Origin of the sequence: Acidovorax sp. Leaf191, from assembly GCF_001424425.1 — a bacterium.
In the GTDB taxonomy this organism is placed as follows: domain Bacteria; phylum Pseudomonadota; class Gammaproteobacteria; order Burkholderiales; family Burkholderiaceae_C; genus Acidovorax.
In genome coordinates, this window is sequence record NZ_LMPT01000001.1 from 61,249 (window position 1) to 86,625 (window position 25,377).

The following is a 25,377-nucleotide window of genomic DNA, read 5'->3' on the forward strand; positions in this document are numbered from 1 at the left end:
GCCTTCGCTTCCTTTGGCGCCCAAGCCGACGAAGCCGACGCNTTCAAGGACTTTCATCATGAACAACACCGCACGTTTCCTCTCCATCGCCGCTGTCGCTGCCTTCGCTTCCTTTGGCGCCCAAGCCGACGAAGCCGACGCTTCGCAATATGTGTCCAAGTTCGAAACCAACCGCACCCGCGCCGAAGTGGCTGCAGAAGCTTCCACCGTCGCCCAGACCCGCAGCATCGAGCCCGCTGGTTCGCGCGTCGTGACCTACAAGTCCACGGCCGACCGCGCTGCTGTGCGTGCCCAGGCTGCTGACGCTGTGCGCACCGGCCAGATCCCTTCGGGTGAGCAAGGCTGATCCGGATCCGACGGATTCAGCGTCCTGACTCTCTCCATAAAAAACCTGACTTCTAAAAAATACACAGGACTTTCATCATGAACAAGACTGCACGTTTCCTCTCCATCGCCGCTGTGTCCGCTTTCGCTGCCTTCGGTGCCCACGCTGACGAAGCCGATGCTTCGCAATTCGCTCTTGTGCCCAGCAGTTGGCTGGTGGTGCGCAGCGCGCGGTTGGGTGAAGCCGTGCGCGCCGGCACGATCCCTTCGGGCGAAATCAGCGCGATGTAATTGACGCAGTTGCGGGCCTTCCCATGGTGGTGGCATTGGCGGCATGTCGCTGGTGCTGCTGCTGGTGGGCGGGTTCGTCACCGTCTACGCCGCGCTGCGCGCCCTGGCTGCGCTGCTGGAGCTGCCGCACCAGGCCCGCGGCCAGGGCCAGATTGAGCTTGGTGGCCAGGTTCCACCAGCCGAAGTACGCGCCCTCGTGGCGGCCGAAGCCTCCACCGTTGCCCAGACCCGCAGCATCGAGCCCGCTGGTTCGCGCGTCGTGACCTACAAGTCCACGGCTGACCGCGCTGCCGTGCGTGCCCAGGCTGCTGAAGCCGTGCGCGCCGGCACGATCCCTTCGGGCGAAATCAGCGCGATGTAATTGACGCAGTTGCGGGCCTTCCCATGGTGGTGGCATTGGCGGCATGTCGCTGGTGCTGCTGCCATGGGGAGTGTTTTGGACCCGCCGCGACGCGACAACAAACTGGGCTCCCGTGTGGGAGCCCTTTTTGTTGGTGGCAGGGTGGCCAAAGACATGGCGCCTCTCGGATGCGCCTACCACCCACCGCTGCAGGAACATTCCCACCGACAGGGCGAACTTTGTTTGCACAATCCCCCATTGCTCACAACAACCACACCTGGGACTTGCTAACAAAGTGTCGACCTGCGATAACCTGTCACGGGCCACTAGCCGAGGATGAATGAGCCGTAAATTTAAGCAATGAATGGATTCATGTGTTGTCTGAAGCTCCGTGTCAACAGAGAACGGACTACCGGCAAACCGGCGCAGAAAGCGGTCGACGATCCCTTGTGAATGCATTGGTGCATGACCCGTCAATGCAACTAGATATTTACATGAGTCCCGTAAGCGTAACTTGGGACTGGGATGACGACTTCTGAGTCGCGCGCGTGATGGATTCGCTTGCACTGACATCGGTGTCTGCCAAGATCGCCATTACCTTACTGATTCCAGCAGGGATTGTGGCAACGGCTTCTCGATAAGCTCCGTCAAGTTGATGGTTGGCGCGGCATTCAAACCTCATCCTACAAATAGAACGCAGCGAGGGCGATCCGGTCGAGCGCCATCAATAGCTCTTGGTCGGGTCTGCAAACTCGTGGCGGACAAGAGCACCATGGAGCCCAGAGGTGTCCTCATCTGAAACACGCTTTCATCGATCTGAAGCGATGTTTCCGCGCACTTTTTCAGCTCACATTCGCATCCTTGTGGTCACCCCTCATTTGCGGCTATATAGCTACGAAAACATCCTCGGAGCATCATCCATGCACTCTGCTCAGACGCATCTGCAGAATTAAAGTCCTTGCCATCGCAATTGAAGCAAAAACTACTTCAAACTAATAAACTCAATTGTTGGATTGATCACCCCTCGGTGTAGCTGTGGAGGCGCGGCACGTGGGGAGTCATGAAAAAACTCCGACTCTTAAGTTGCGGCCAAAATTGTGTCCGCTGAATCACAAAGTCGAACGTTTGAGTTGAGCCCCATAGGCTCATTTCAGCTCCATCGAAAAACACGACAGGGCTTTCTCTCGAAACCTCTACTCGCAGCTCCACTTCGCATGAAAACTCCAGCAACTCGCAAATACGCCGAACGCGCTCTGCCACCAAGCAGTTTGGCGCGCTTTTAACTAGTATTTCAGGTCGTCTTGCCACCTTACCGCTATTGATGTTTAACCTCGACAGCCGACTCCCAAGAAATATCGCTCTTCGTGCATGGATAGCCAGCTGCTGCCAGCTCTCCAGAGACGCGACAAATTGGCGAATACCCTTGATGGCATAGCCAAACTTACGAACCGCAACCCAGTCACCTACAAGCACCAAGTACATAACGCGCATGGGGACTCCAAATTCGTGAGCTCGACATCGAATGCTGAAATGCTCGGGGAAACCGCAGTTAAATTTCCAGGCTGGTACACGCTGCGCAAGCCCCCTAGGCAAATTATTATTACTAGCTATCCGAATGTTAAAGAAACTTATCAAAGCATAAATCGAAATCACGCAGGTTGGGGCCGCACCGAAAAGTAAAGCACTTCGCACCTCCTTAGGGTTAGCGCCAGCATCCTTGCACGCATCGCGCCAGTCCTTGCGATCCCAAATTCCCGCGAAGATCGTGAGCAAGTCGACACCGTGCTCAAGACTAAGCTCGGCAAAACGGTTCAAAGCGATTTTCAATTGCCGAACCCCAACCTCAGTTGACTGCCCTTCCAAGCTGCACCACAGCAACTTAGCAAATGCTGCGTAACCATCAGAATACGAATGGGACAATGTTCGTATTCTCGTGGACTTGCACCGCCGGCACACTTGCAACTCACCTTTATATGGGGCAGTTCGTGGCAAAATTTCAATCACTGCCCCACAAGTTGGACACTCCTCTTCCAGCAAAACGTCATGCTTGGGACAAATATTTATAGCCGCGAGCTGATGCACGCTTCGACCGAAAGCTATTCCGTAGCTACGAAGATCCTCAGATACGCAGCAGGGACAGCGCCTATTCTTGGAACCATTCCTCGGCATTGCGAGCTTCACGCGCTTAGCTATAGCGAGGCCATCAGAGGAAATCAGCTCCATGATTTTTCTCTTCAATGATTCATCAAGCGTTTCAATTACCAAAGGCAGAGCGGTAAACTTCATGAGCACCTCGCTTGGACTCAACGCACCGCCCAACATTTCTTTCGAAACTTTTTTTGCCCGCCAAACGATGCAGCGCCTTCCAAGCGGATAGGTCTTTTTACCACCCAAATGTTGAAGCAAGTTTACATAGGACTCGAGACATATACCATTGGGCGCAAAGGGAATCATCGCTTAAATTTCCAGTGCATAGTAATTGAAGACAGCTCTGGATGCGTCCGTATCCATCTACGCACCGTTGGGGCAGTAACACCCAACATCGCCGCCGCCTGAGTAAGATTCGTCGCAATCACGAAAGTACGGATAATTTCATGCGGGATATACCCGATATCTGCCCACAATGAGAGCTGCGCCGACTGCGGGACTGAGGTGTCCGCAAAAAATCCGTCAACCGACGCCCACGATTGCTCCACGAAATATGCAATTGCAAAGGCCCATCTCAGAGGATTTCTTTCCGAGCGCCGTCCTCTTATAACGTCAGTAAGCCATAACCGAGGGAAAGCCTTAGCTCCATTGAAAGAACGAGTACACCATCGATACAAAGTCGAGCACCTCCAATGGCGCTCTATAAGCTCTGGATCCAGCCTTTTGGCGTCGATCGCACCATAAACTTCGCAGAGTACCTTCCGAGCACTACCCTGCAGCACATTGGAGTCTAATGCCGCATTTTGGAAAATTTTTCTTGCAGCAATGGCTACCGCAACCACGATTTCCAGCTCCCTTGACGAAAACATTCGAATTTCTCTTGCATTTATTAAATGAGGTAACGCCCAGATTTGGCGCCCCTCTGAATATTCCACCAATGGGCGCCCATGCTCTATGCAGACACTGACACCAGGAAGCTGATGATTGATGCGCCAGATAGCAACACCGTGCTCAGAGACCTGCGCCGCAGCGCATTTCTCACAGTAACGAAGAGGTGTGGTCACGCCCGATTTCGCGCTGAATAGATAAGCAGGTGGTAATTGGCCAAGCTCCACTCGTTGACGATCCACTTGCTGGGCCAAAGATAGATATGAGCCAGCGATCGTTCTTTTCTTTAAAATAGAACTCGGAGTGCCCAACAGACCCATCGTCACGCGATCAAACCATCCAAAGGGACTTGGTGCGTGAAAGACTTTAGCAGCACTTGGAACTCCAAATAATGCCACTCCTGTAGTCCGCGTTCGATTTAAAGTCTGTCGATGCCAACGACAGCACCATGAATAGAACGATTCATCGTCTATCCAAGTCGGAACGATTTGAAGGCAGCGTTCCTGCCCATTGTGCTTATTTTTTTCGTTCATCGCTTTCCCCTCTCCGCCTCCGCTCTCTCGACCATACGTCCCGCAGAAACGTTATTGGCTGATCAGTGAATGATTGAGCGAGAGCTTGAAGGTCCTTCTTCACATAGGCATCAATAAGTCTATGCAGACCAACCATCGCGGGAGACCAAAAAGCAGCATCCGCATGGTTACGCGTCACTCGCTGAGCTCCAGCGCGAAACGCCTCTACCAAGCACTCTCTCCGATACAGGCTTAGGACCGCGGGAATTCCTCCTGTCCGCTCGAACAAGAACCGAGGCAAATTTTGGATGGGCTCATCGTCTTCGGGGAAAACAGACCATCCCCAAACACCCGGGACAAGGTCAAGACCCCATTCCTCGTCGGTGTGATCAAACGCTGGGACGAAATCAAACTGCCCACCTGAAGTTAGTCTTCGCTGATCCTGCGAGAAACTCATGATCCGATCAAATGACTTTGGATTTCCGACCAGCGCCAGGGGCACGCCCGAGTTCATAATTTTCAGAAATACCGTAGAAAACTCGCTGCCCAAACCGATGGAAGAAACGTTGCGCTCCTGCACCTCTTCAAGAATCAGGAGACCACACCGATGAACGGCTAATATTTTTAGTACCTCCACGAGGAGCTGCTCTTGCGTTATGCGGTTATTGATCTCGTCGCCATAACTGGTACTTAGCGCTTCATCGATTTTCCAAACGATGTTCAGCAATAGCCCCTTGCGACTGAAATCTGCAGGCATCGGCACCCGCAAATAGATCAATTGTCGGAGTTTGAGCCAGCCGCACTCGTGATGTGCATCGTGATCAACATACTGGGGGAGCAATCGGAGATATGCGTCGCAGGAGTGGCTTTTAGAACTGCCGGTAGGCCCTTGCAAAATCACACCTGGCGCTCCTTCCCCGAGCCACGGTATTTGATTGAGGCTCCTCTTGCTGACTTTTTCCGAATATGTTGCCAGCTGATATGGGTAATGTCGATTTGCCGGGATTCGCGGGTCACGGCGTCGCAAACTTGATATCATCATCGCGGCGAGACTCATGGCTAAGACAATGGAGCGCTGGCTCGGGATGAAAACCTGCTCCACGAGGTGCAGATGGCTCTCAGAGACCTGCAACCCTGCCGTTTGCCGATTCGGAACAGGATCAAAGTGCAGATCTTCCGCCCATTGACTGAAACTCCGCTCAGGTAGAAGCGGGGCGAGAAGCGGATTTCCTTGGTCTATTAGGTGAAGTTGATCTGAGGTTTGCATCCTCATGCCCTCCGTGTTTTTCTTAGTTGCGCCATCAGATCTGCCGTTACGCTTCGTGCTGCACCGAGTGCAGGCGACAACGGCTCTCCATCGATCGCATCGCCTGACTGGGTAATCGGGGTGTGTTGCCCAAGTACTGAGGCCGGAATTGCGGTAACGACGGGTGGCTCATATGGCGAAGTGGGTTGACTCGCCGCACCCGAGTCGCCCAGCCCCAGCTTTATGAGGTGTTGCCGGTTCAGTTCTTCGTCTAAATTTTTTCGTTTTTCGTATCCAGCGCGTCGTGCTAGCTTGGATTCGCCAGCAGCTTCCAAGGCCTTGGCTTTCACCGCCTTTGCAGCCTTGTTCTCCGCTTGATTACTCGAATGAAAGTACGCGTCCCGCGACTCTTGATCAGACTGCATGGCGCCAACCGTATGTTTGTCTTCATCAGTCATTTGCAGGTACTCGAACAGCGTCAACTCCTTCACTAAGGGATCTGTAGTCTTGAGTCCGAGCTCACGGAGTCCCTCGCGCATCACGAAGGCTTCCGAAATATTCTGAGGATCCAGCTGCAACTCACACGGAATACGACCGCGAGTCGCCCGTTCGCACAGTCCTGATTCCGCCAACCAGGAGCCGACATACACCAAGCCAGGAATCAGTCTGCGTTCATCCCGGGGGTCAAAGACGTGGATGCCATCCCGATGAATCACGGCTTTGAGCTTTGGAAGGCAATGCGCACGGAGGGTATCCATGTCTATGGGCTCGCTCGCGACGTAACCCTTATCCACAAGCCACTCATAGATCGCACGGCGCGTAGGTTGTACGCCATCCTTCCGCATCTCGACAGTGAGCAGTTGGGGAACGGGCTGTTCATTGTTGATGTAGAGCACCGCTTCTATTACGTACTTCATGTTCTGTTCAAAAGTACGGCAGGCTTCTTCTTCACGGGCCGGCTCACCTCTCTCTTTCGCACGACCTTGGGTGGATCCCGCGACGTTATGGTCAACACGGCGATGCATAGTGAGGTGAGTTGCCTCAACCAAGCTTTTCATGTCGCCTGCATACGAGCGCACAAATTCAAGACCGACCTCGGAGGCGGTCATCGTCTTGATTCCTTTTTCGCTCTTGAGCTCTCCGTTGTCTGCGCGGATTCGCTTGGGAACACGAGAGTGCCAGTCGCCAACGCTGATGTAGACCCTATGCTGCGCACAAAAGGACACCTTGTCAGCGGCACAGTTGAGAATCGCGAGGAGTGACGTCAGCGTGCTGGGGAACTCAAATCCGCAGTAGATCCCCAAGATGTATTCACTCTTTACATCTACGACGAGAGTGCGATGTGACGAAGGCAGGACCTTAAGGCTATTGACTGCAGAAACTAGCGTTTGGTCCTCACTAGTGCAGTCGATTACCCCAAGTTGTCCCACTGCGACGACGCCATCCGCACGTGAACCCATAAGAGCGCGTCTGACCGCTCGATGCACAAGCTCACCCATGTTGATTCGCGATGCGGATCGCAGTGATCGTGCGGCCCATCGGAACGCAGCCTCTGTAGGGCGCTGACTTGCGGGGAGCAGAAAATACTTGCGCTGAGAACGATGAAGGATCGCCTCGTTTCCTGGCCAGTACTCCTCCATAGTTCGGAGATATGCAAGATGAATCGAGACTCGCTTACGCTTGTGCTTTCGATATCCATCCCTCAGCTTCCGCCGGTCCTCCTCGTCGGAAACATGCTCGGGCACGGCATGCGGAAGAGAACTTCTTCTGCTAGGAGCCCCCGTTTTCTTCTTGGTGAATTTTTCCGTTCCTCTTCCCCCGATCTCGCCCCAATTTGGCAGTAACGCGTTGGGGTGCCCGCATCCGAGTAAGAACCGCAGCATTGTTTGCCGCACCTTCTTGGTGGTTGGATAGCCCAATGCCTTAGACCTCGCTTGAACAAGCTCTTGCAACAGCCCAAGTTCGAGAAGTTCAAACTCGCCGAACTCACCAATGATGGGCTCGATAAGCTCTTTCTGCTGTTCTCTATGCTTGAGCCATTGGGGGAGATTTCGGCGATTTCTCTCTAGCGACGTGGCTTCTTTATTAAGTTGGTCGTCAGTGAGAAGCCACTCGGCCGGCGGAGTGAAATCGACGAGCGAAACACTCTTTCCTCCTCCCAAAAGGGGAATAGTCGCCCGACGAAGACGCCGGGGCATACCGAGGTAAGCAGATCTACGTTTCTCGTTCTTGGGTGCCTTTACGTCAGTGATTGAATTCACTTCCCCAAACGTTTTCTCGGGTGAAGACGGGAATGCGATGTAGAGAACGTCATCGTTCTCTACAAAGTCGTAAATGATCCGGCCGAAATCGGCGTGTCCGTCGTCACTATGGATTCGGATCACCTTTCCCTTTAGCGACTCACGCATACCTGCTCCCCAAGTAGTTCTTTGCGTAGCCGCTCCTTGAACTGAGTGGAATCGCGTCGCAATGGCCGACTTAGGATGATGGGCACGCTCAGGTCAATGTTTATCAAACCTAGCCATGCTGCGGTTCTGAACAAAGCCTCCGAATCCAACTTTGGAATCATCATTTTTTCCGCCGCGAAGCGTATAGCTCGCTCGACTGAGTCTTGCGCGCAGGACATGAAGAGACCGCAGAACTCTGGAAGCCGATCACGGTGATCAGGGCACCGCATCTCAGATCGAAGCGGTCGGCACCAATCGAGGTTGGCAATCAAATCGCGAGTGAAATGGGTGCCGTCAATCACTACATGAAGCGCGTACACCGCATGGCTGTACATTCGCTCAAGCTCAATGCGTTCCCACATGCGCTCACGATTCGGGGCACTGTCCAGCAAACTTCTCGGTTTACAACTCCAATGGGTCAGCCGCGACGCATGCCACGCTCCTGTGGCAACAGTGAAATCAATGGTGGCAACGAAGGGGAGACGAGTTCCTGGATAGACGCCATGCTTGATGCCCGCCTGTTTAGCAAGGTCGAGTAAACCAGGCGCCGGACCGAACTCACGATCCAAGTCAGGATGACGACCTGTACTTGGATGAACATGTTCTTCCGGCCAAAATGGATGCTGCTCTCGCACCTCGTTAGCTCCTAGCCAAAGAGCTACGTTCGCAGCAGAGAACTCCAAACCGGAGAGCAGGTTGAGCGACCTCCGATACAACGGATTAGTCATCGAATGCAGGTTGGAGACCGGCGAGCTAAGCTTGCGACGAATGCGGATCCAGGCTTGGTAGCCCTCGTCGCGCCCCATCCCACACCCGTCTCGGCGTAGCTGCGTCAGCCGGGCTTCTGTCATGACTGTCGCCATCTCAATGCAAGCTCAAACGGCTACGGATGCATGATCTCTTAGTTTCTGCAAACCTACTCCTGCCTGCGAGAGCAAACCCTAGGCGATGGGAAAGGCAATTAACCTTGGGTGAAGAACAACACCTCCGATGAGGCAATTGTTGAGCGGCAAGAAAGGGGGATGAATGCGCGGATTTCTGTGCGTACATGATCTGAATAGGGAATTCGCATGGTGGAGACGAATAGCTTCCCCCGGGCCTTCAGATCTGATAGTCTTGCAACGCGACTCGCGAAGACTGAACGGTCTGAGCAACCTGGGCGGCGGGGCTTCGAAAGGGGCTTCGCCGTTTCTTATTTCATGGCAAGGTCCTTTGCATAAAGTTGCAGGCTCCGCGTCTCCGTTGGGGACAGTCGGTGGCTAAGGCTTGCTAGTTCGCGCAGCAACTGAGCCACGTGGGCTGGCATAGTTCGGCTTACCCGTACGCCAATTCCTGCCCTGGCCTCGTCAGCAAGTTGGATGAGAATTCGCTGCTCCTCTGCGCTCGCTTTGAGCGCCTGACTCAGCGCCAACACTGTCGACTCCGGCGGTGGAAGGCGGCGACGATTTTCGAGCTCGGATAAGGTTGAAGCGGCCACCCGTGCCTGAAAAGCAAGCGTCTTCTGGCTCATTCCTCGCGCCTGCCGAAGCTCCGCCAGAAGCCTTCCAAAGCTCAGCGGAGCGATGCGCGCACCATTCATACGCGATGGCAAATTTGCGGAGATGAACACCGAATTGTTTCTGACGGGCATGGGATAGACCTTAAGAGATTCGCCTGGTGCAGTCGATGCAATTCAGTTTGATATGCGTCGTGTTCAATTGTCTTGACAGGATTGGATTCCAAATCAAATTCTTGGCATCTCGACAATCAATCCAATGCCCTCCTATGAGTAGCAATTCAAGTCTTCATAAAAGACTACCCCTCGTGCGAGCGCGCTTTGGTGCGAGTCATTTCAAATCATTCCTGCTGGGCAACGACCACGTTCCAGGCGCGCATCAAGCGCGACAGGTGTTGGATTTGATGGAATCATTTTTGGGTCCCGAGTGCCTGGACGCTAGAACGTGGCGAAGTTGGTTTTCATCCAAGCCGCCGCGTCCAAGAACTGACGCCGTAGAAGCTCTTGACCGATGCGTATTCGCTATGAAGAGCGCCGCACAGCAGGGTGCATGGGACCTGAACTTTTACAAAGAGATGATGACAGGAGGGCTTGTGCGGAAGCTGCTCGAGCCTACAAAAAGCCAGACACCAGAAAGCGTCATGAGTCTTCGAGCTGCAGCGTACTCACCGCTGAGCCACTGGCACCTGCACCTCGATGCGCTTGACGTTGCAACTCTCGCTGAGGGAAAGGAAGCACGAGAATGTATGGCCGTACTCCAGATAGCCCTAGCTCATCTGGCTGAGGTGCTGCACGAACAATGGAATGTGACGAACGGCAGGGTGTACACGACTCTTTCTTCTGATTTCGCGCTCTGTTGGGCAGAAAAGAGCGAGCAGGAAAAGACTGAAAGTCGACGCGCTCTGAGTGGTTTTAGGCCCCCGGTTTTTGACTGGTTCATGAATCGCCCTCCTCGCCCAATGTTCGACTCTGATCTGCATACGCCGGAATTCACGTCACGGCACGTCCATAAGACATTGCTATGTCTAATCGAGGACGTCGGATTTCTGCGTGCGGATCGACTGGAGGCTTGGACACTTGCCCTAGCGAGTTCCACACTGCTGCTGCGTGCGCAGATCCGAGTCGATCAACAAACGCTAGTTCCTTCAAACCCATCTGACTACCTGTATGTGAGCTTACTTGAGCGAGTTCTGTTTCAGATAGAGGACGATGATGAAGAGACACTGGAGCTGCTGGAAGAGGTTCAAAGAAGGCAAAGCTATTCCTGGTCACCCTTTTCTATCGAAAAACTTTTTGAAGCCAGATCAGTCTATGAACACCAACTGCTGCTCCACGGGATACCAGTGAGGTCGGTAGAAACAATAATCAGCAGTCGGAATTGATCGCCACGCACAACACAAGGGCACCTCCAGTGCTGGCGTCTGTAACATGAATCCAGAAGCAAGCCCCCCGGGAGCGACGCTTTTTCGGTTACCCAGCGACGATTCTCGATGACGCATGCCGCTTAGTGGCTTCGGCAGGTTGCGCGAGTTTAGTCATCTGTGGCACGTCATCAATCCGTCGGTCCCGATGCCTATCTGAATCCGGTTTGCAGATGCCTCTATCGTGGCTGACACATCGCCCCATGCAGGACTCCTACGGCTATGCCACGCGGTCAAAGCTTCCCTTATCTCCCTGCGTCTACTCCCCGCAGCGCGGACGTCGTTCTGTACTTGGACCTCGATGGTGTTGTTCACCATGAGAAGGTGCTCTGGCATCCACGCAAAGGTATATACATGAGTCCGTATGAGGCTGCGGGACATTCTCTTTTCGAATGGGTGCCTATCTTGGAGTCGGTGCTCGAACCCTACCCGGCAGTTGCCTTGGTGCTGAGTAGCACCTGGTGCATTCGTCCCGGATACAGCGCTACCCTCAAGCGCCTTCCCGCCTCCCTGCGTAATCGGTTTATTGGTGGTACTTACCACAGGCGCGTGCATGGGGTAGACCCCTGGAACCTGTCCATGTTCCGCACTACACCCCGGGGTGTGCAAGTTCAAGAAGACGCGCTACGCCGGAAGCCTCGACTGTGGATAGCACTTGATGACGATCTGGAGGGGTGGCCCGAATCCTGTCGGCAAAACCTGGTCGCATGCGAAGGTACTACAGGCTTGTCCAACCCCGAGGTCCAACAGGAATTCAGGGAGAAGTTGCGCTGCAGCTTGGCGGCTTTGTCGGCCAAGTCATAGTCTCTTGAAGCGACCAACTGGATGGGGCGAAGCGCTTCGACAGCAGGTTTCCAATCAGCACACTGCAACCAAGGCAGCCTTGCGCGCGATGCGTTTGTCGTCGGGGGCGAGTGTACTGATGGGAGGCGTGATCAAGGCGGCGTTCGGTTCGGACCCCTCGCGTATGCCAAAGTGGCGGCTCTTCGATGCATTGCTCCAAATGAGCAGCATCGCTCCTCAACGACTGGCTCTCGACTGAGCGAACTGCGTGGCTCCTTGCCAAAGGAGCGCGTATCGGAGAGCTCTGGGGTCGTCTTAGCGCGGCCGAGATGACTGCGATCGCTTGTCGCGGTTGCACCGGTTCAAGTACGATGAGACAATCGAACTTTACGAAATACACCAACTAATCAAAGCTACCATGATTGTGTTGAAGGCAACCCAAGACAAGGTCCTCGCGGTCTTGCAATCTGTCGCTGGCATCGTGGAACGCCGCCACACGCTCCCGATCTTGGCCAATGTGCTGATTCGTCGGACACCCCATTTCGACGTTATGGAACTGGAGATGTGCCCGGCGGCTGTCGAATTGCCGGCTCGCCATAGCGCAGAGGTATTCACCCTGTTCTCCCGCCCCATTGCCAAGCTCAAGCAGGCCCTTGTATTGAACTTGCCCCGCACTTCCTATTTCAGCAGCAAGGTCAACGGCCGCAACGCGCCATAAGGCGCCATTGATGAAGTCCCCATGAAAACAGCCTCGACAACATCAACCTCAACGACTCGCCACCACACAAACATCACCCCAAGCGCAGTTGCAAATCCGTCTCCCTACGCGTCTGCTGCTCAGACCAAGGACTTACTGGCGGGCAGCTTGGCTTTCCGGAAGGCCCGCTTGGAAGCCGATGACATGCTCAGCACAGACATGGCTGCCGATCTGGTTGGTACCACCCGAGTGACGATCAATGCGTGGATCGCCAAAGGACGGGCTATCGGATTGACCCAAACCCGGCGTGGATTCAAGCTCCCTAGTTGGCAGTTTGAACCCGTTCTCTGGGATGCCGTACCCAAGCTTTCAAAAGCCTTGGGAACCACCGAGGGTTGGGCGCTGCTCGCCTTCTTGGAGACGCCATCGGGCGCATTGGGCGGTCGAACACCGCGTCAGGCCATAGAGCAAGGTCATTTGACCCGTGTTGTTGAAGTGGCGGGTGCTGAGGGCTATTGACCCCTCTATGCCCCATGAAACTCGCAGATCTTCAGTACATCCCTCACCGCGATCTTCTAGCCCCTCAGCTTCTTTTCCGTGTTCAGCACTCCAGTGCCAGCCCTGGCACGGTGAAAATTGGGACACGGCTACTCCTGTTGCCTCCATCGAATCTGCCTTCGGGGCGTTTTGATATTGCTGGCCAGCCAGTGGCCTACTTTGCAGAACGGCCTGAAACCGCACTCTATGAGGCCATCTGCCGTCGTGAAGCAGTCGGCATTTCGTATGCACTGATGGCCAAGCGCTCGCTGCTGAGCGTACAAACTACCGACAACCTTCCCCTTCTTGACCTGCGTCCGCATACTTCAAGTTGGCCGGTGCTTCATTCTCTGCGCTTTGACCAAACACAAGCCCTGGCGGCCGAAGCTCATGCGGCAGGCTTTCTCGGGATTGTCTACAAGTCGGCCCAGCAGTACCACAAAGACTGCTTCGCGCTGTGGGGGCAGGCTCTCACGGCACTGCGCCGGATGTCCATTGAAAGCCTGATTGAGTCAGGGTCAGGCAATTTGCATGTCGCTTTGGCAACCGCTTTGAATGGATCGCGGTTGCCGCTACTTCCGTAGCGTAGATGCGGCGGGCTTCCAGCTGGCGACGCTTCGTGCCTTGTCTGCAGCGGCTGCGGTCATCTGCTCCTCGTCGAAAGCATACTGTCGGCCGAACACCTACGGTGCAACTGCCTGCAAGGAGTCGATATGTCGATGGACCGTGCCAACTATCTCAGGGTGCCGGAAGACTTTCCAGTGGACGCAATGGTGTCTGCCGGTGCGGGCGCCCAGCCCAATATTGGTGGTGCCACTGCTTTGGCGATCCCACCATCACTCATCAAAGCGTTTGACATCCCTGCGGACCAGTGCTTGAAGCTGGAAGCAACCGTTGATGGTGAGATCGTGCTGACAAAAAGCAAGTATGTCCTTGGCGACATGGTTGCGCAGTGCGACCTGAAGGTATCACCTCCCATTGACTTGGCTCTTTGGGGGGACGCCCTGGGGGTGAAGAGATTCTTTGACTTCGGCGCTGGCCAAGCGAATGTCCAATATTCTGGACAATTTCAACCTAGGTGTCCAAGATTGCAGACATCTGATGTTCTGGCACCGCGAGCACACATGGAAAGAAGCCGCCAGCCCTTCTCCTAGACAGGCTCTTTCGCTCCCATCGACTGAGCCCGACGATATCAGCCGCGTGGATGCTTTCGTCTGCGAGAACAGCGGCAACTGGTCTGTGGGGGGCAAACGTAGATTTTTCTGAGGCGTGAAATGGAGGTCGCCGTTTCCATTCACTTTCTAGTGCGTCGCAGCCATAACAAACGCCCAAAAGTCGTCACTTACGTCTGACGCTAGTTGAAGCCCTGCTTGTTTTAGCGCGGCAGCAATCCTACGGCGCTGAAAAGAGTCCTCGGTGGGCCCGCACCGCAATTCGTACACACGCCCAGAAAAGGTCCTGGCCTGCCGTGTTACTGGGTCAAAATGATCCAACGCAGACGTTGTGCGTACCGCCCCCGATGACAGCGCGACAACCAGAATTAGCTCACCCTCGCCAACGCGAACAAGCCTCCACACCGCAACCTGTATTAGCGGCTCTTCCCCTACCGATGGCGCAAGCCGCTTGCTGCTGACGAGAAATGGAATTTCGATCACTCGGTCCATTCTTTTTATGGAGGAGTCTGTTTGAACAGGGCAAATTCGCGTGCGAATAACGCAAAGACGCTCTGGGAGCGCCCGCGTTTCTATCTTCTGTATGGGACGTATTGCGCAGTTTTGAACCTTTCGATGATTTTGCGACAAATGAACAAAGGTATCTTCTAGCCCACAGTCGGCTCTGCAGCGGGTGCTGCCGCTGGCAGCCGCAGGCGCTGCGGCAGCAATGGGGCCGACAGCGGTCGTCGCGGGACTGGAGCACATAGCTCAAGTCAATATGCCGTGCCTGCACGCTTACGTATTGGACAACGGGCTGGGAGTTGTTTGCAATTTCCAAGTCGTATCTCAGCTACTCGCTCAATTTTGAGTACCGCCGCGAGGTGGATGATGGCGGCAGCGCCAAGCCTCCTCCAAAAGCGGCACCAAGTTAAGAAATGTGACGGCCAGCAAGATAACTGCCAAGTGCATTGCAAGTAAGGGCTCGGTTTTCAGTTGTAAATTCCATGCTCCCGACCCGTCATACAATCCAGCCAGCAGCAAAATCGCGACCAGCGGCAGTAACTCCATGAAGCTGTGGATCATCTGTTCGAAAGGATTTATCTGTCGACGTTCGATGACAAAACGTAGCTCAAGCCAAGTTGTGAGCTCGTGCAAAAAAAACAGGAATGCCAGTAGCGCAAGCAGCCCTAAATTGATCTGCAGCAACATTGCGGCCAGTGCCCCAAGGCCGGTCTGTATGAACATAACCAAGTGGAAAGCCGATTCACGATAGCCGCTGGTCAGCTCGATCCGCGTGTGCCTATGGCACCACCAATCGATGAGTCCTGCAACTATCCAGAGGGGCAGAACTACGTACATCAGCAATCCAAGTAAAAGGTCGTTCATGCTTTTGAGACTGTTTTAACCTGAACCGAACGAACTGGTCGCGCAAGATTTCTCGCTGCCGTAAACGCCACGTGAAGACAAGACGCGAGTATGTTGTGTGATCACAGCCAACACTGAAGTAGCGATACCGCGAGGCACAGGTGCAACTGCGTTGTGGATGCTCACCGCATAGCATCCAGCTTTAGAGAAAGAATATGCAGCATGCGACGCTAGAGGGTCATCAGTAGTTATAGATCAGGCGGCTTGCTCGACGTCGCAGTATGTTTCATTGACCGTGTGCTGCGTCAACCAGTCGATGATGCGCGCTGCCGCGTCGGCTCTGCATGCGGGGGCGCCCTCCGCGAGAAAGGCGTGTCCTTCGTTGGGGTAGAGCACCAGTTCGCCTGCGTTGTCCCCACTGCACATGAAGGTGACGAACAGTTCTTCGGACTGGCACTTCGGGCACCGCTCGTCTTCTTTTCCTTGCATGAACAGGGTGGGTGTCCTGGCGTTGCTGATGTGCTGCAGGGGCGACAGGCGGCGCGCCTTCTCGCGGTCAAAGCGGGGGGCGGTGGCCATGAAGAAGGGATCAGCGTAGTAACCCCCATCGGATGTCCCATAGTGTGTTTCGATGTTCCCCACGGGGGCCATGACGATGGCGGCCTTGAAGAGTTCGGTGTGGCCGATGGTCCAGGCGGTGAGGTAGCCGCCGTACGATTTGCCGCAGATGGCCAGGCGGTCGTCGCAGATGCCTTGGGCTTTCAGTAGTTCGACGGCTGCGAGATGCTGGGGCATGTCGTACGTGCCCCAGTGCCCTTCCAGCTCGTGGCTGAAATCGTGGCCGAAGCTTGCGGAGCCGACGGCGTTGAGCGCAAGCACCGACCACCCTTGTGAGCACAGCACCTGCCAGTAAATGGACGTATCGAAATCGAGCAGCGCATAACTCGCGGGACCGCCGTGGATGTCGTTCAGCAGCGGAGCGCCGTCAAGTGCACCCTCTGCCCTGATGAGCCAACCCTGGATCCGCTGGGTGCCGCCGTCGCTTCCTGGTACTTCGAACCATTTCGATTCCGCCTGGATCGCGGTGCGCTCCTTCCACCATGGATTGAGTTCGCTAACCTGGCGTAGGCTGTCAGCGCAGGTGTCTTTGCTGCAGACGTGAAGCTCTGAAGGCGCAGAGGGATGCTGCAGGGCCAGGGCATAGTGCTTATCGGTCCAGCCAAAGGCGCCCAGCTGGTGGTCCTTGGCGAGCAAGACGTCCATATGGCCATCCAGCGTGATGCGCGCGATCTCGTGGCGACCCTCGTGTGCACGCGCGAACACGATGCCATCCTCGCCGTCGGTCCAGTGGACGGAGTTGGGATCCGCCACTTCTACCTCGCCAAGCTGCCGGGTCTTGCCGGTAGTGGTGTCGAGCTGCCAAAGGCGCACTTCTGCGTCTCCCGCCAGGACAGAACCGGTGAACGCGATGTAGCGGCCAGACGGTGACCACACCGGCTGCATGACATGGGTATGGGTTTCTGTCACGCGGGTGTGGTTGGCACCGTCCGGTCCACACACCCAGAGATCGGTGCCGTGCGCGAAGCGCCCTTCGCGGGTGCGGACATAGGCCAGTTGCTGCCCGTCGTGCGAAACGCCATGGGCCAGAACGTCAAAGGCGCCATCGGTCAGCTGCGTGATGTCGCCCGTGGAAACGTCCACCTTGAACAGGTGGATTTCTCTGGCCAACAGGTAACCCACCCCGTCCGATTTGTACGGCAGCTTCCAGGCCAGCTCAGCCGGGCTGACAGCATGTGCGGCAGGTGCTGCATCTGGCGGTGGACGCCGCCCACGCAAGTTGGGGTCTACGCTGACTGTGGCGGTCACCAGCAGCGTTCGGCCGTCGGGGGTCCAGCGCAGGCTGGACACTTCGCCCTCAAAGTGGCCAAGGGTTTGTGCTTCTCCTCCGCTCATGGGCAACAGATAGATTTGCGCGCTGCCATAGCGGTCAGAAATGAACGCGAGCGTGTTTCCGTCCGGAGCCCAGCAGGGCGAGTGGTCTTTACCAGTGCCATGGGTGATCTGAAGGACTTCGGAGTCTTCCAGTCCATACATCCACAACTTGGACTGGTAGTCATTTTTCTCGCGGTCCACCGACTGAACCGCGCAGACCGCGCGTTGAAAGCGCGCCGTGCAGTGAAGTTCCGTAATCTTCATGTGAAGGTAGAGATCATCCACCTTGAAGGGCGTGCGTGCAGGAGCGGACGCCGGGGAGGTGGTGGCCTGAGTGGTTTGTGTTGTCATGGCATTGCAGTGGAAGTTGGCCCAAAAAGGTAAGCCTGCAAGCTGAGCCGGTCTGTAGGACTCTGTCCGAAGGAACGCAGATGGATGCAGCAACCTCTGCTTGCCACCAAGGCTGTTGGTTACCCCGTCCCGGCGCGCTCCTACAGCACCCGCACAGAGCGCCTCACAAGACAGTCCGGTGTAGGTTTCGACACTGACTTGACAACGTTCGGCACGACGTTGCGGGTTCAACCTTCGCATCCGCCAGGAGAAACACATGACTGAGAAAAAGCAACCGCCCAACTACAACCAATACGGCATGAAAGATGCCGACGCCACGGTGGTAGACGTCTACGCCAACCGCCCAGGCGGCGAACAGCCCGTCATCGGCCCTATGGACCAGGTCACGGCATCCGGGCACCGGGTGGGCGCAATCGAGCAGCGGCCCGATCCGAAGCCGTCCTCACGCACCGGGCAAAAAGTGCTGGGCGAGGTGGACGACAAAAAACGGTAGCGCAGCTGCGGTGGCTGTAAAGCACTGTTACTTTCTTGAAGCGTGAAGTCCTACAGAAGTGGTCATTGCAGAACCTGAGAGTGGAAGACACCCCCACGAAAGGACTCTGCAATGCAACCCACAACCCCTGGCGAAAACCGCACCGGCGCTGCGGTCGCTGAAGACGGCGTTCGGGCCATGCTCGAAGCCAATGAACGCTGGGCCCCCGCCCAGCCTCTGGACATGACCCTGAGCGACGCGGACCGAGGCAGCTACATCCTCGCGTCCGACTCGCTGGGCTCGATTCCGCCGCCCGTCACCATCCACGGGATGCTCAAGACGGGCTTCGACAAGCTGATCGGTGAGCGCCCTGATGTACTGATGGACAAGATCGGCGAGCGCATCGCTTTTGAGCGCACCGGCACGCGGCTGTACGACGCCCTCATTCTGAAGTACCAGGTACTGACGCAAGAGGAAGCCGACATGCCCGTACTGACCACGCCGCTAGATCAGGATGGGCAAGACACGGCATCTACTTTGCAGCTCATCCGTACGCAGGAGCATGAGCATTTTCTGATGCTCAGCGAAGCGATGCGATCGCTGGGGGGAGACCCCACAGCGCAGACTCCGTGCGCCGACGTGGCCGCGACTGCATCGATGGGCCTCATGCAGGTCGTCACGGACCCGAGAACCACGTTCGCGCAGTCGCTCAATGCCATCCTCATTGCGGAGCTGACCGACAACGCCGGTTGGGAGCTGTTGATCTCTTTGGCGCAAGACGCGGGCGAGAGCGATCTCGTCCAGCAGTTCGAGCGCGCCTTGGAAGAGGAAGAAGAGCACCTCGTCATCGTTAAGAGCTGGGTCGCGGCCTTGACCGCCGCCAGCACGCCCACCGTCGCCGCATAGTTCACAAGGAGATACCGATGACCATCAACCTGCTGCAAGACAAGGGCGTTCCGCTGGACCGCCAGGGAATGTCGTGGAAAGACATGGTGGGCAAACCCATCAGCAAGCTGGATGACGACGCCTTCACCCGTGTGCGTGCCATTCTCATGAATGGGCTGGAGCTGGATTCGCTGCGCACCAAACAGGTGGCTTTGCGAATGAATGCCGACGCTCGCGTGCAGCTCGCCCAGCTGATGCGGGTGGAGCAGCACCAGGCCACCACCATCAACTGGCTGATTGGTGCCGATCACTCTCCCCTGGAGACCACCATCGGCTACGAACAAACCGCGATCGAGGTGACGGCCTCCATTGCCCAGTTGGAGTCTGATCCCTACCTGGCGCAGGGCTACCGCTACGCGCTGTTGGAAGATTTTGACCACCTGTACCGGTACAGCGCGCTGTTGGACCGCCTGGAAGGCAAGGACGCCAACAACATCACCCAGGGCTATACCGACATCGTGCCAGCCCGGCCCACTTGGGAGCACCACCGAGCCCCGGAACATGATTTGCTTGAGCCCTACGGCCCCGACGCCGAACTGAGCACCAAGCTGCACGCGCTGACACTCACAGGGGGCGAGTACCAGACGCACGACTACTACATGAACATCGGCCCGCTGTTCGCCGACCCCCTGGCGCGCCAGCTCTATGCAGAAATCGCGTCTGTGGAGTCGCAACACATCACCCACTATGGCTCGATGCTCAACCCGTACGAGACCCCGCTGGAAAAGCTGCTGATCTCCGAAGCCTGCGAGGTATGGAACTACGCCGGGTGTGCGGCGCAAGAGACCAACCCGCGCATCCGTGCGCTGTGGGAGCGCTTTCTGGAGTACGAGCTGGGCCATCTGCAAGTGGCCCTGAAACTGTTCAAGGACGTGGAGCGGCGAGACCCCGCCGAGATCCTGGGCGACGGATTGCTGCCGCGGTTCATCGAGTTCAAGAGTCAGCGCGGGTTTGTCCGCCGTGTGGTCGAGAACGAGACATCGATGCGCAAGCTCGGCACCCAGTTCGTGGATGAGGCCGACGAAGGTGCTTCGTCGCTGCGGTATCGGCTGCAGGTCAATGCCACGGGGTCGCCATCACGCAATGCGTCCGCCACCTGGACGTGGACTCCGGGGACTGAACTCGCGCGCGGGCTGGAGCCTGTCAAGCGGGCTGCTTGAAGGACGGACCCACCCCAACTGAATGCTAGACCGAAGCAGTGGCAAGAGCGGAACAGTACGCCGTTGCTGCATTTATTGGGCTGCACTGTCATGCAGAGTGGGTGGGCTTGCATTCAATTTTACTGATGCGCGCACGTGGGAGTCAGGATTCGGTGGGCTTGCCCGCTACCATCGATGTTTGCCCCTTGGGCTGATCTTGCCTGAGTTGATGCTCAGGTAGTAACCGGCCATCGCAGAAGCGCTGACGATACCGATGCGAAAGGACGACCAAATATGGCAACGCAGCACAGCTTCTTTCACCAAGCCAAACAGCCCCATCTTCGGCCCAGCCCGAAGGTTATCTTGCTAGTGGACTTCATTAATCCTATGCAGTTTCCGGGGGCCGAAAAGTTGGTGCCCGCAGCACTGCAGGCCGCGCAAGCCACGGCGCGGTTGAAGAAGCGCTTGGATGCCAAGGGCGTAACCGCAATCTACACCAACGACAACTACGGCATATGGCGCTCGGAATTCAAGGACCTTCTTAGCGCCTGCAAGGCTCTGCCAGGGGCTCGCGGTGAGATAGCTACGTTGCTTGAGCCCGGGGACAACGATCTCACCATCCTCAAGCCACTGCATTCTGCGTTCCACGCGACCCCGTTGGACCACTTGCTCAAACAGCTCAAGGTGCGTGAATTGATCGTCACAGGGCTAGCTGCCGATATGTGCGTGCACCTAACAGCGATGGATGCGTACATGCGTGGGTACAAGGTTTGGGTGCCGCGCGACTGTACAGCTGCGGAGAATGAGGAGTACAAAGAAGCAGCGCTGCGGCAAATGTCCCAGGTGCTCAAATGTTCTGTGAGGAAATCGCAGGCATAAACGCTGGTGGGAAGCTTCGACCATTTGTGCTTGCCGAAACATCCATTTTTTTGCCGCTTGATCTCAGTTCGCAATGTCGATGTTGTCTGACTTACGAAGGGTCAAACCGATGTGACCATTCCTTTTTTTTACCGAAAGGAACTCGTCATGGCCGTAAAAACAGTAGCTGAACTTTTTGTCCACGAACTTTCCGATACCTACAGCGCTGAAAAGCAGATGACTAAATCGCTGCCCAGGATGGCCCGCGCGGCCGCCGATCAGCAGCTTGCCCAAGCCTTCCTCGATCACTTGGAAGAAACACGCGGGCAGGTCGAGCGGATTGACGAAGTGGTGGAACTACTCAACCTGAAGCTTAAGCGCATCAAGTGCGCTGCTATGGAAGGTCTCGTAGAAGAGGGTAAGGACCTGATCGACGAAATCGACAAAGGTCCTGTGCTCGATGTAGCCTTGATTGGAGCTGCTCAGAAAGTCGAACACTACGAGATTGCAAGCTACAACACGCTCATTACATTGGCAAAGAAGCTGGGATATGCCGCAGCAATACCTCTGCTGGAGGCTTCTCTCGCTGAAGAGAAAGCTACTGATGAGAAACTGAGCCAGCTTGGCCAAGCTGCAGCAATTGAAGATGCTGCCGCGGTGGGCAAAGCATAAGCGCGTCATCTTTCGCAGCTAGGGAGGGGGCAGCACAGCGGCCCCCCCCCGTTTGCACAGATACCGTGCCAGAAGACACTACTTCTCAACTGACGAACCGGATTCCTGAAGGATGCTGATTTGTCCGTCGGCTTCAAGAAATGCGAACCTCATATCAGTTAGGTCACAGTCTGCCTCGCGTAGGGCTCTTTCGACGTCACATATGGGCACGTGGTAACGTTTGAGCACATCTTCAAATACCTTACCGTCACGCCCTATCAAAACCGCCCGTCCTTCGACCAGTACCTGCACCCGATGGCTACGCGCTGTGATGTACGCTACAAAAAGATTTAGGCCAATCAAAGTTGCAGCAGATACTAACCCGCCAGTAAGACTCTTCTCTTCGCCGCTCAAGCCGTTGGACACGGCCTCACTGAGCAGCACGACGACGAGTAAGTCGAACGGCGTGAACTGACCGACCGTCCGGTGCCCAGATAATCGCATCAGAACTAAAAGCACGATATACACAAGTGTCGCACGCACAGGTAATTCCCACCATGTGCCATTCAGTTCGAACATGGATAGCTCCTGAAATACGAGGCGTCGTCGAGGCCAATCAAGGTGTCAGAACAACCTTACGGCAATGGTCTTCGCGCTTTTCGAAGATTTCGTAGCCACGCACCGCGTCTTCGAGTTTCATGCGGTGGGAGATGATTACCTCGGGCTTCATCCGACCATTGGCGATGTGTTCTAGCAACTCGGGCATGTGCTTTTGAGCGTGCGTCTGTCCCATTTTGAAGGTCAGACCCTTCTCGAAGGCGTCGCCGAACAAAAAGCCGTGGATGAAGCCTGCGTACACGCCTGGCACGCTGACAACCCCACCACGGCGTGTTGCTGCAATGCACTGGCGCAGTGCCTTGCCGCTGGAGCCTTCGAGTTTGATGGCCGTGAGTGCGGTTTCAAGGGCGCTGCCCTTGGCCTCAAAGCCGACGGCCTCGATGGTTGCGTCCACGCCATGACCTCCAGTGGCGGTGAGAATGATCTCGGCCGGGTCTTCGTCTTTGTCGAAGTTGATGGGAATCACCCCATAGGTCTCGCGCGCAAATTCCAGTCGGTAACTGTTATGGTCAACCATGAAGATCTGCTCGGCCCCGAGGAAGCGTGCGGACAGGGCGCTCATCAGTCCTACGGGGCCTGCGCCGAAGATGGCTACCGTCGAGCCAGGCCCGATCTGCGCATTCACGGCGGCCTGGTAGCCCGTGGGCAGAATGTCCGAGAGGAAGAGCACCTGCTCGTCGCTTAAAACATTCGGGATCTTGAGCGGCCCAACATTTGCGCGTGGCACGCGCACATACTCGGCTTGTCCGCCCGAATAGCCGCCATAAAGGTGGCTATAGCCGAACATGCCTGCGCCCGACGTGGCATTTTTCTTATTCAGGATAGCGCCACGCCCAGGATTTGTGGTTTCACAGGCAGCGAACAATGTCTTGTCGCAGTAGAAACATGAACCGCAGGCGATCACGAAGGGAACCACCACCCGGTCGCCCGGACGCAGGTCGGTCACGCTGTTGCCCACCTCCTCGACGATGCCCATGAATTCGTGACCCAGTATGTCGCCGTCCTTCATGCCCGGAATCTTGCCCCGGTAAATATGCAAATCTGAACCGCAGATCGCGGTTGCAGTCACGCGCAGTAGAAGATCGTCGCTGGCGGTCATGACTGGATCAGGGACGCTCTCGACGCGCACGTCCTTGGCGCCTTGGTAGGTGAGGGCTCGCATGGGACTCCTTAGTGGGTTAGCGATGTTCCATGGCAAGCCATGGAGCAAAACCACTCTGCACCCAAGCGTTAACGTTGTTCGTAGGACTTTGCACCATCCGCATTGGGCTTATAGCTGACGGGAAGGTGCAGAACCGAGATTCAACAATATCGCTTTCAGGAGATGTCTATGTCTACTCGCCCTCTTGCAGTGATCACTGGTGCCTCGTCCGGCATTGGCTATCACTTGGCGCGCCAATGCGCTGAAAATGGCTTTGATTTAGTGATTGCAGCCGACCAACCGCTCGACGAAGCAGCCAGCGACCTGCGTATGCTGGGCGCTCAGGTAGCTGTGGTGCAGGCAGAGCTTGCCAGCCGACAGGGGGTTGACGCGCTGGTGGAGGCTATCGCCGGCCGCAACGTCGATGCACTGCTGGCCAATGCCGGCCATGGACTGGGCAAGGGGTTCTTGGAACAAGATTTCGCCGATGTGCAGCATGTGATCGATACAAACATCACCGGCACCCTCTATCTGCTTCACAGGATCGTGCCCCCCATGCGGCAACGGGGTAGAGGACGCATCCTGATCACCGGATCCATTGCAGGCTTCATGCCAGGCAGCTTCCAGGCCGTTTACAACGCTACCAAAGCTTTCATCGACTCATTTGCCGCGGCACTGCGCAACGAGCTCAAGGACTCCGGCGTCAGTGTGACCTGCCTGATGCCCGGTGCGACAGACACAGAGTTTTTCGCACGTGCCGACATGCTGGACACCCAGGTAGGCGCCGACGATGGCAAAGCCGACCCGGCGGACGTAGCTAAGGTTGGCTTTACGGCCATGATGGACGGTGAAGCAGACGTCGTGCACGGCTTCAAAAACAAGCTGCAGTCCATTATGGCCAAGGTCACGCCCCCTCAAGTGCTGGCCGAGCAACATCGCAAGATGGCCGAGCCGGGCTCTGCGCAAAAGAACTGAAGGCAGACAGTCATGAAGCAGCAAGTCCTGTCCGATGGCGATGGCACCGACGCACTCGGCTCAATGCCATCGACCAGCAGCCCTTCGTATGCTGACCGGTCCGCACTGCAGACGGCATTCGACCATTTCGCCTCGCGCGTCACTCGTTGGGCGGGGTCGCCTGGCATCTTCTGCGTCGCGCTTATCACCGTGGTGCTGTGGGCAGCTGCCGGTCCCATCTTTCACTTCTCGGAGAATTGGCAGCTCGTGATCAACACCGGAACAACCATCGTCACGTTCTTGATGGTGTTCCTGATCCAGCAGAGCCAGAACAAGGATAGCGTGGCCATCCACCTGAAACTCAACGAGCTCCTAGCCGCCAACCGCGAGGCGAGCAACCGCATGATTGGGATCGAAGAGTTGGATGAGCAGGACCTCCGCGACGTGGCCAGCTTCTATGTACGCCTGGCTGAGCGGGCCAAGGTCGCAGGGTCCAACAAGGAGGTGCACTCCATCGACGAAGAGGGCATGCCTGCCTCGAAGTCCGACAAGGCGCAGGGAGGATCTCACAAGCTGCTAAAGCACTGACTAGGACATGGCGCGCCATGGCAGAGTCGCGTAGATGCACGTGGCGGTGCGTGCGCTTCGACTATGTCCATCATCCAATA

25 protein-coding genes and 1 pseudogene are annotated in these 25,377 nt (G+C 56.1%); 16 read left to right on the forward strand and 10 right to left on the reverse strand.

Going from position 1 to position 25,377, the window contains the following annotated elements:
* Window positions 1-58 precede the first annotated feature (58 nt).
* The 3 genes from ASG27_RS00290 (at window position 59) to ASG27_RS27385 (ending at window position 976) form a co-directional block, all read left to right on the forward strand.
* Complete coding sequence (locus ASG27_RS00290; protein WP_056410173.1) at window positions 59-346, forward strand: hypothetical protein; 288 nt, start codon at window positions 59-61, stop codon at window positions 344-346.
* Window positions 347-423: 77 nt separating this feature from the next.
* Window positions 424-615 carry a hypothetical protein gene (locus ASG27_RS00295; RefSeq protein ID WP_056434566.1) on the forward strand — a complete coding sequence of 64 codons (192 nt, stop codon included), beginning with the start codon at window positions 424-426 and terminating at the stop codon, window positions 613-615.
* Between the two features lie 43 nt (window positions 616-658).
* Complete coding sequence (locus ASG27_RS27385) at window positions 659-976, forward strand: hypothetical protein (protein ID WP_056434568.1); 318 nt, start codon at window positions 659-661, stop codon at window positions 974-976.
* A 996-nt stretch (window positions 977-1,972) separates the two neighbouring features.
* On the opposite strand, the gene ASG27_RS25615 is transcribed toward ASG27_RS27385, so the two are convergent.
* The 6 genes from ASG27_RS25615 to ASG27_RS25630 form a co-directional block, all read right to left on the reverse strand.
* A complete protein-coding gene (locus ASG27_RS25615; RefSeq protein ID WP_082493036.1) occupies window positions 1,973-3,409 on the reverse strand; it encodes a TniQ family protein in 1,437 nt (478 codons plus the stop codon).
* The gene (locus ASG27_RS25620) at window positions 3,406-4,524 is read right to left on the reverse strand and encodes a TniQ family protein (protein WP_082493039.1); all 1,119 of its coding nucleotides are present in this window, start codon (window positions 4,522-4,524) and stop codon (window positions 3,406-3,408) included. The genes ASG27_RS25615 and ASG27_RS25620 overlap by 4 nt, the downstream gene beginning before the upstream one ends.
* The gene (locus ASG27_RS25625; protein ID WP_162240408.1) at window positions 4,508-5,770 is read right to left on the reverse strand and encodes an ATP-binding protein; all 1,263 of its coding nucleotides are present in this window, start codon (window positions 5,768-5,770) and stop codon (window positions 4,508-4,510) included. Before ASG27_RS25625 ends, ASG27_RS25620 begins: the two co-directional genes overlap by 17 nt.
* 2 nt (window positions 5,771-5,772) lie before the next feature.
* On the reverse strand, window positions 5,773-8,157 hold the full coding sequence (locus tag ASG27_RS26380) for a hypothetical protein (protein ID WP_156371477.1): 2,385 nt from the start codon (window positions 8,155-8,157) through the stop codon (window positions 5,773-5,775).
* The gene (locus ASG27_RS26385) at window positions 8,142-9,047 is read right to left on the reverse strand and encodes a hypothetical protein (protein ID WP_156370381.1); all 906 of its coding nucleotides are present in this window, start codon (window positions 9,045-9,047) and stop codon (window positions 8,142-8,144) included. The genes ASG27_RS26380 and ASG27_RS26385 overlap by 16 nt, the downstream gene beginning before the upstream one ends.
* Window positions 9,048-9,388: 341 nt before the next feature.
* Window positions 9,389-9,826 (reverse strand): helix-turn-helix domain-containing protein, encoded by a 438-nt coding sequence (locus ASG27_RS25630; protein ID WP_082485679.1) that lies wholly within the window; start codon window positions 9,824-9,826, stop codon window positions 9,389-9,391.
* A gap of 389 nt (window positions 9,827-10,215) precedes the next feature.
* Here ASG27_RS25630 and ASG27_RS26390 point away from each other — a divergent pair, with 389 nt between their 5' ends.
* From ASG27_RS26390 to ASG27_RS27205, 6 genes and pseudogenes are all read left to right on the forward strand, one after another.
* Window positions 10,216-11,073, forward strand: a complete 858-nt coding sequence (locus ASG27_RS26390; RefSeq protein WP_156371478.1) for a hypothetical protein — start codon at window positions 10,216-10,218, stop codon at window positions 11,071-11,073.
* A 261-nt stretch (window positions 11,074-11,334) separates the two neighbouring features.
* Complete coding sequence (locus ASG27_RS27105; protein ID WP_056410177.1) at window positions 11,335-11,916, forward strand: HAD domain-containing protein; 582 nt, start codon at window positions 11,335-11,337, stop codon at window positions 11,914-11,916.
* Between the two features lie 397 nt (window positions 11,917-12,313).
* Window positions 12,314-12,431 (forward strand): annotated as a pseudogene (locus ASG27_RS27950) (DNA polymerase III subunit beta); the annotation flags it as partial.
* 203 nt (window positions 12,432-12,634) lie between these two features.
* Complete coding sequence (locus ASG27_RS25640) at window positions 12,635-13,111, forward strand: hypothetical protein (protein ID WP_082493041.1); 477 nt, start codon at window positions 12,635-12,637, stop codon at window positions 13,109-13,111.
* Window positions 13,112-13,125: 14 nt separating this feature from the next.
* Entirely contained in the window at window positions 13,126-13,713 is a 588-nt protein-coding gene (locus ASG27_RS25645; RefSeq protein ID WP_082493044.1) for an RES family NAD+ phosphorylase, read from the forward strand.
* Window positions 13,714-13,842: 129 nt separating this feature from the next.
* Window positions 13,843-14,283: an AbrB/MazE/SpoVT family DNA-binding domain-containing protein gene (locus ASG27_RS27205; RefSeq protein ID WP_200912356.1), complete on the forward strand. Its 441-nt coding sequence runs from the start codon at window positions 13,843-13,845 to the stop codon at window positions 14,281-14,283.
* Window positions 14,284-15,141: 858 nt separating this feature from the next.
* Here ASG27_RS27205 and ASG27_RS00320 read toward each other — a convergent pair.
* Together ASG27_RS00320 and ASG27_RS00325 are read right to left on the reverse strand one after the other, a co-directional pair.
* On the reverse strand, window positions 15,142-15,669 hold the full coding sequence (locus ASG27_RS00320) for a diguanylate cyclase (protein ID WP_156371479.1): 528 nt from the start codon (window positions 15,667-15,669) through the stop codon (window positions 15,142-15,144).
* Window positions 15,670-15,903: 234 nt separating this feature from the next.
* On the reverse strand, window positions 15,904-17,931 hold the full coding sequence (locus ASG27_RS00325; RefSeq protein WP_162242307.1) for a S9 family peptidase: 2,028 nt from the start codon (window positions 17,929-17,931) through the stop codon (window positions 15,904-15,906).
* Window positions 17,932-18,187: 256 nt separating this feature from the next.
* Between ASG27_RS00325 and ASG27_RS00330 the strand changes: the two genes are divergently transcribed.
* From ASG27_RS00330 to ASG27_RS00350, 5 genes are all read left to right on the forward strand, one after another.
* The gene (locus ASG27_RS00330) at window positions 18,188-18,424 is read left to right on the forward strand and encodes a hypothetical protein (RefSeq protein WP_056410185.1); all 237 of its coding nucleotides are present in this window, start codon (window positions 18,188-18,190) and stop codon (window positions 18,422-18,424) included.
* 111 nt (window positions 18,425-18,535) lie between these two features.
* Window positions 18,536-19,309, forward strand: coding sequence for a ferritin-like domain-containing protein (locus ASG27_RS00335; protein ID WP_056410187.1), 774 nt, complete (start codon window positions 18,536-18,538; stop codon window positions 19,307-19,309).
* A gap of 17 nt (window positions 19,310-19,326) precedes the next feature.
* Window positions 19,327-20,508, forward strand: coding sequence for a hypothetical protein (locus ASG27_RS00340; RefSeq protein WP_056410189.1), 1,182 nt, complete (start codon window positions 19,327-19,329; stop codon window positions 20,506-20,508).
* Between the two features lie 273 nt (window positions 20,509-20,781).
* On the forward strand, window positions 20,782-21,366 hold the full coding sequence (locus tag ASG27_RS00345; protein WP_056410190.1) for a cysteine hydrolase family protein: 585 nt from the start codon (window positions 20,782-20,784) through the stop codon (window positions 21,364-21,366).
* Between the two features lie 147 nt (window positions 21,367-21,513).
* Window positions 21,514-22,017, forward strand: coding sequence for a YciE/YciF ferroxidase family protein (locus ASG27_RS00350; protein WP_056410192.1), 504 nt, complete (start codon window positions 21,514-21,516; stop codon window positions 22,015-22,017).
* Window positions 22,018-22,095: 78 nt separating this feature from the next.
* On the opposite strand, the gene ASG27_RS00355 is transcribed toward ASG27_RS00350, so the two are convergent.
* Window positions 22,096-22,575: a DUF421 domain-containing protein gene (locus tag ASG27_RS00355; protein WP_056434571.1), complete on the reverse strand. Its 480-nt coding sequence runs from the start codon at window positions 22,573-22,575 to the stop codon at window positions 22,096-22,098.
* Window positions 22,576-22,612: 37 nt separating this feature from the next.
* A complete protein-coding gene (locus ASG27_RS00360; protein ID WP_056410194.1) occupies window positions 22,613-23,776 on the reverse strand; it encodes a zinc-dependent alcohol dehydrogenase in 1,164 nt (387 codons plus the stop codon).
* A 162-nt stretch (window positions 23,777-23,938) separates the two neighbouring features.
* Here ASG27_RS00360 and ASG27_RS00365 point away from each other — a divergent pair, with 162 nt between their 5' ends.
* A complete protein-coding gene (locus tag ASG27_RS00365; RefSeq protein ID WP_056410197.1) occupies window positions 23,939-24,730 on the forward strand; it encodes an SDR family NAD(P)-dependent oxidoreductase in 792 nt (263 codons plus the stop codon).
* 12 nt (window positions 24,731-24,742) lie between these two features.
* Window positions 24,743-25,297 (forward strand): low affinity iron permease family protein, encoded by a 555-nt coding sequence (locus ASG27_RS00370; RefSeq protein ID WP_056410198.1) that lies wholly within the window; start codon window positions 24,743-24,745, stop codon window positions 25,295-25,297.
* Window positions 25,298-25,377 lie beyond the last annotated feature (80 nt).

Coding starts and splice junctions, on each gene's coding strand:
- ASG27_RS26385 (WP_156370381.1), bottom strand. CDS start 9,047: ATGACAGAAGCCCGGCTGACGCAGCTACGCCGAGACGGGTGTGGGATG.
- ASG27_RS25620 (WP_082493039.1), bottom strand. CDS start 4,524: ATGAACGAAAAAAATAAGCACAATGGGCAGGAACGCTGCCTTCAAATC.
- ASG27_RS27385 (WP_056434568.1), top strand. CDS start 659: ATGTCGCTGGTGCTGCTGCTGGTGGGCGGGTTCGTCACCGTCTACGCC.
- ASG27_RS27105 (WP_056410177.1), top strand. CDS start 11,335: ATGCCACGCGGTCAAAGCTTCCCTTATCTCCCTGCGTCTACTCCCCGC.
- ASG27_RS25630 (WP_082485679.1), bottom strand. CDS start 9,826: ATGCCCGTCAGAAACAATTCGGTGTTCATCTCCGCAAATTTGCCATCG.
- ASG27_RS00340 (WP_056410189.1), top strand. CDS start 19,327: ATGACCATCAACCTGCTGCAAGACAAGGGCGTTCCGCTGGACCGCCAG.
- ASG27_RS00320 (WP_156371479.1), bottom strand. CDS start 15,669: ATGAACGACCTTTTACTTGGATTGCTGATGTACGTAGTTCTGCCCCTC.
- ASG27_RS27205 (WP_200912356.1), top strand. CDS start 13,843: ATGTCGATGGACCGTGCCAACTATCTCAGGGTGCCGGAAGACTTTCCA.
- ASG27_RS00365 (WP_056410197.1), top strand. CDS start 23,939: ATGTCTATGTCTACTCGCCCTCTTGCAGTGATCACTGGTGCCTCGTCC.
- ASG27_RS25645 (WP_082493044.1), top strand. CDS start 13,126: ATGAAACTCGCAGATCTTCAGTACATCCCTCACCGCGATCTTCTAGCC.
- ASG27_RS00330 (WP_056410185.1), top strand. CDS start 18,188: ATGACTGAGAAAAAGCAACCGCCCAACTACAACCAATACGGCATGAAA.
- ASG27_RS25625 (WP_162240408.1), bottom strand. CDS start 5,770: ATGCAAACCTCAGATCAACTTCACCTAATAGACCAAGGAAATCCGCTT.
- ASG27_RS26380 (WP_156371477.1), bottom strand. CDS start 8,157: ATGCGTGAGTCGCTAAAGGGAAAGGTGATCCGAATCCATAGTGACGAC.
- ASG27_RS25615 (WP_082493036.1), bottom strand. CDS start 3,409: ATGATTCCCTTTGCGCCCAATGGTATATGTCTCGAGTCCTATGTAAAC.
- ASG27_RS00295 (WP_056434566.1), top strand. CDS start 424: ATGAACAAGACTGCACGTTTCCTCTCCATCGCCGCTGTGTCCGCTTTC.
- ASG27_RS00355 (WP_056434571.1), bottom strand. CDS start 22,575: ATGTTCGAACTGAATGGCACATGGTGGGAATTACCTGTGCGTGCGACA.
- ASG27_RS00360 (WP_056410194.1), bottom strand. CDS start 23,776: ATGCGAGCCCTCACCTACCAAGGCGCCAAGGACGTGCGCGTCGAGAGC.
- ASG27_RS00335 (WP_056410187.1), top strand. CDS start 18,536: ATGCAACCCACAACCCCTGGCGAAAACCGCACCGGCGCTGCGGTCGCT.
- ASG27_RS00290 (WP_056410173.1), top strand. CDS start 59: ATGAACAACACCGCACGTTTCCTCTCCATCGCCGCTGTCGCTGCCTTC.
- ASG27_RS00370 (WP_056410198.1), top strand. CDS start 24,743: ATGAAGCAGCAAGTCCTGTCCGATGGCGATGGCACCGACGCACTCGGC.
- ASG27_RS00345 (WP_056410190.1), top strand. CDS start 20,782: ATGGCAACGCAGCACAGCTTCTTTCACCAAGCCAAACAGCCCCATCTT.
- ASG27_RS00350 (WP_056410192.1), top strand. CDS start 21,514: ATGGCCGTAAAAACAGTAGCTGAACTTTTTGTCCACGAACTTTCCGAT.
- ASG27_RS25640 (WP_082493041.1), top strand. CDS start 12,635: ATGAAAACAGCCTCGACAACATCAACCTCAACGACTCGCCACCACACA.
- ASG27_RS26390 (WP_156371478.1), top strand. CDS start 10,216: ATGAAGAGCGCCGCACAGCAGGGTGCATGGGACCTGAACTTTTACAAA.
- ASG27_RS00325 (WP_162242307.1), bottom strand. CDS start 17,931: ATGACAACACAAACCACTCAGGCCACCACCTCCCCGGCGTCCGCTCCT.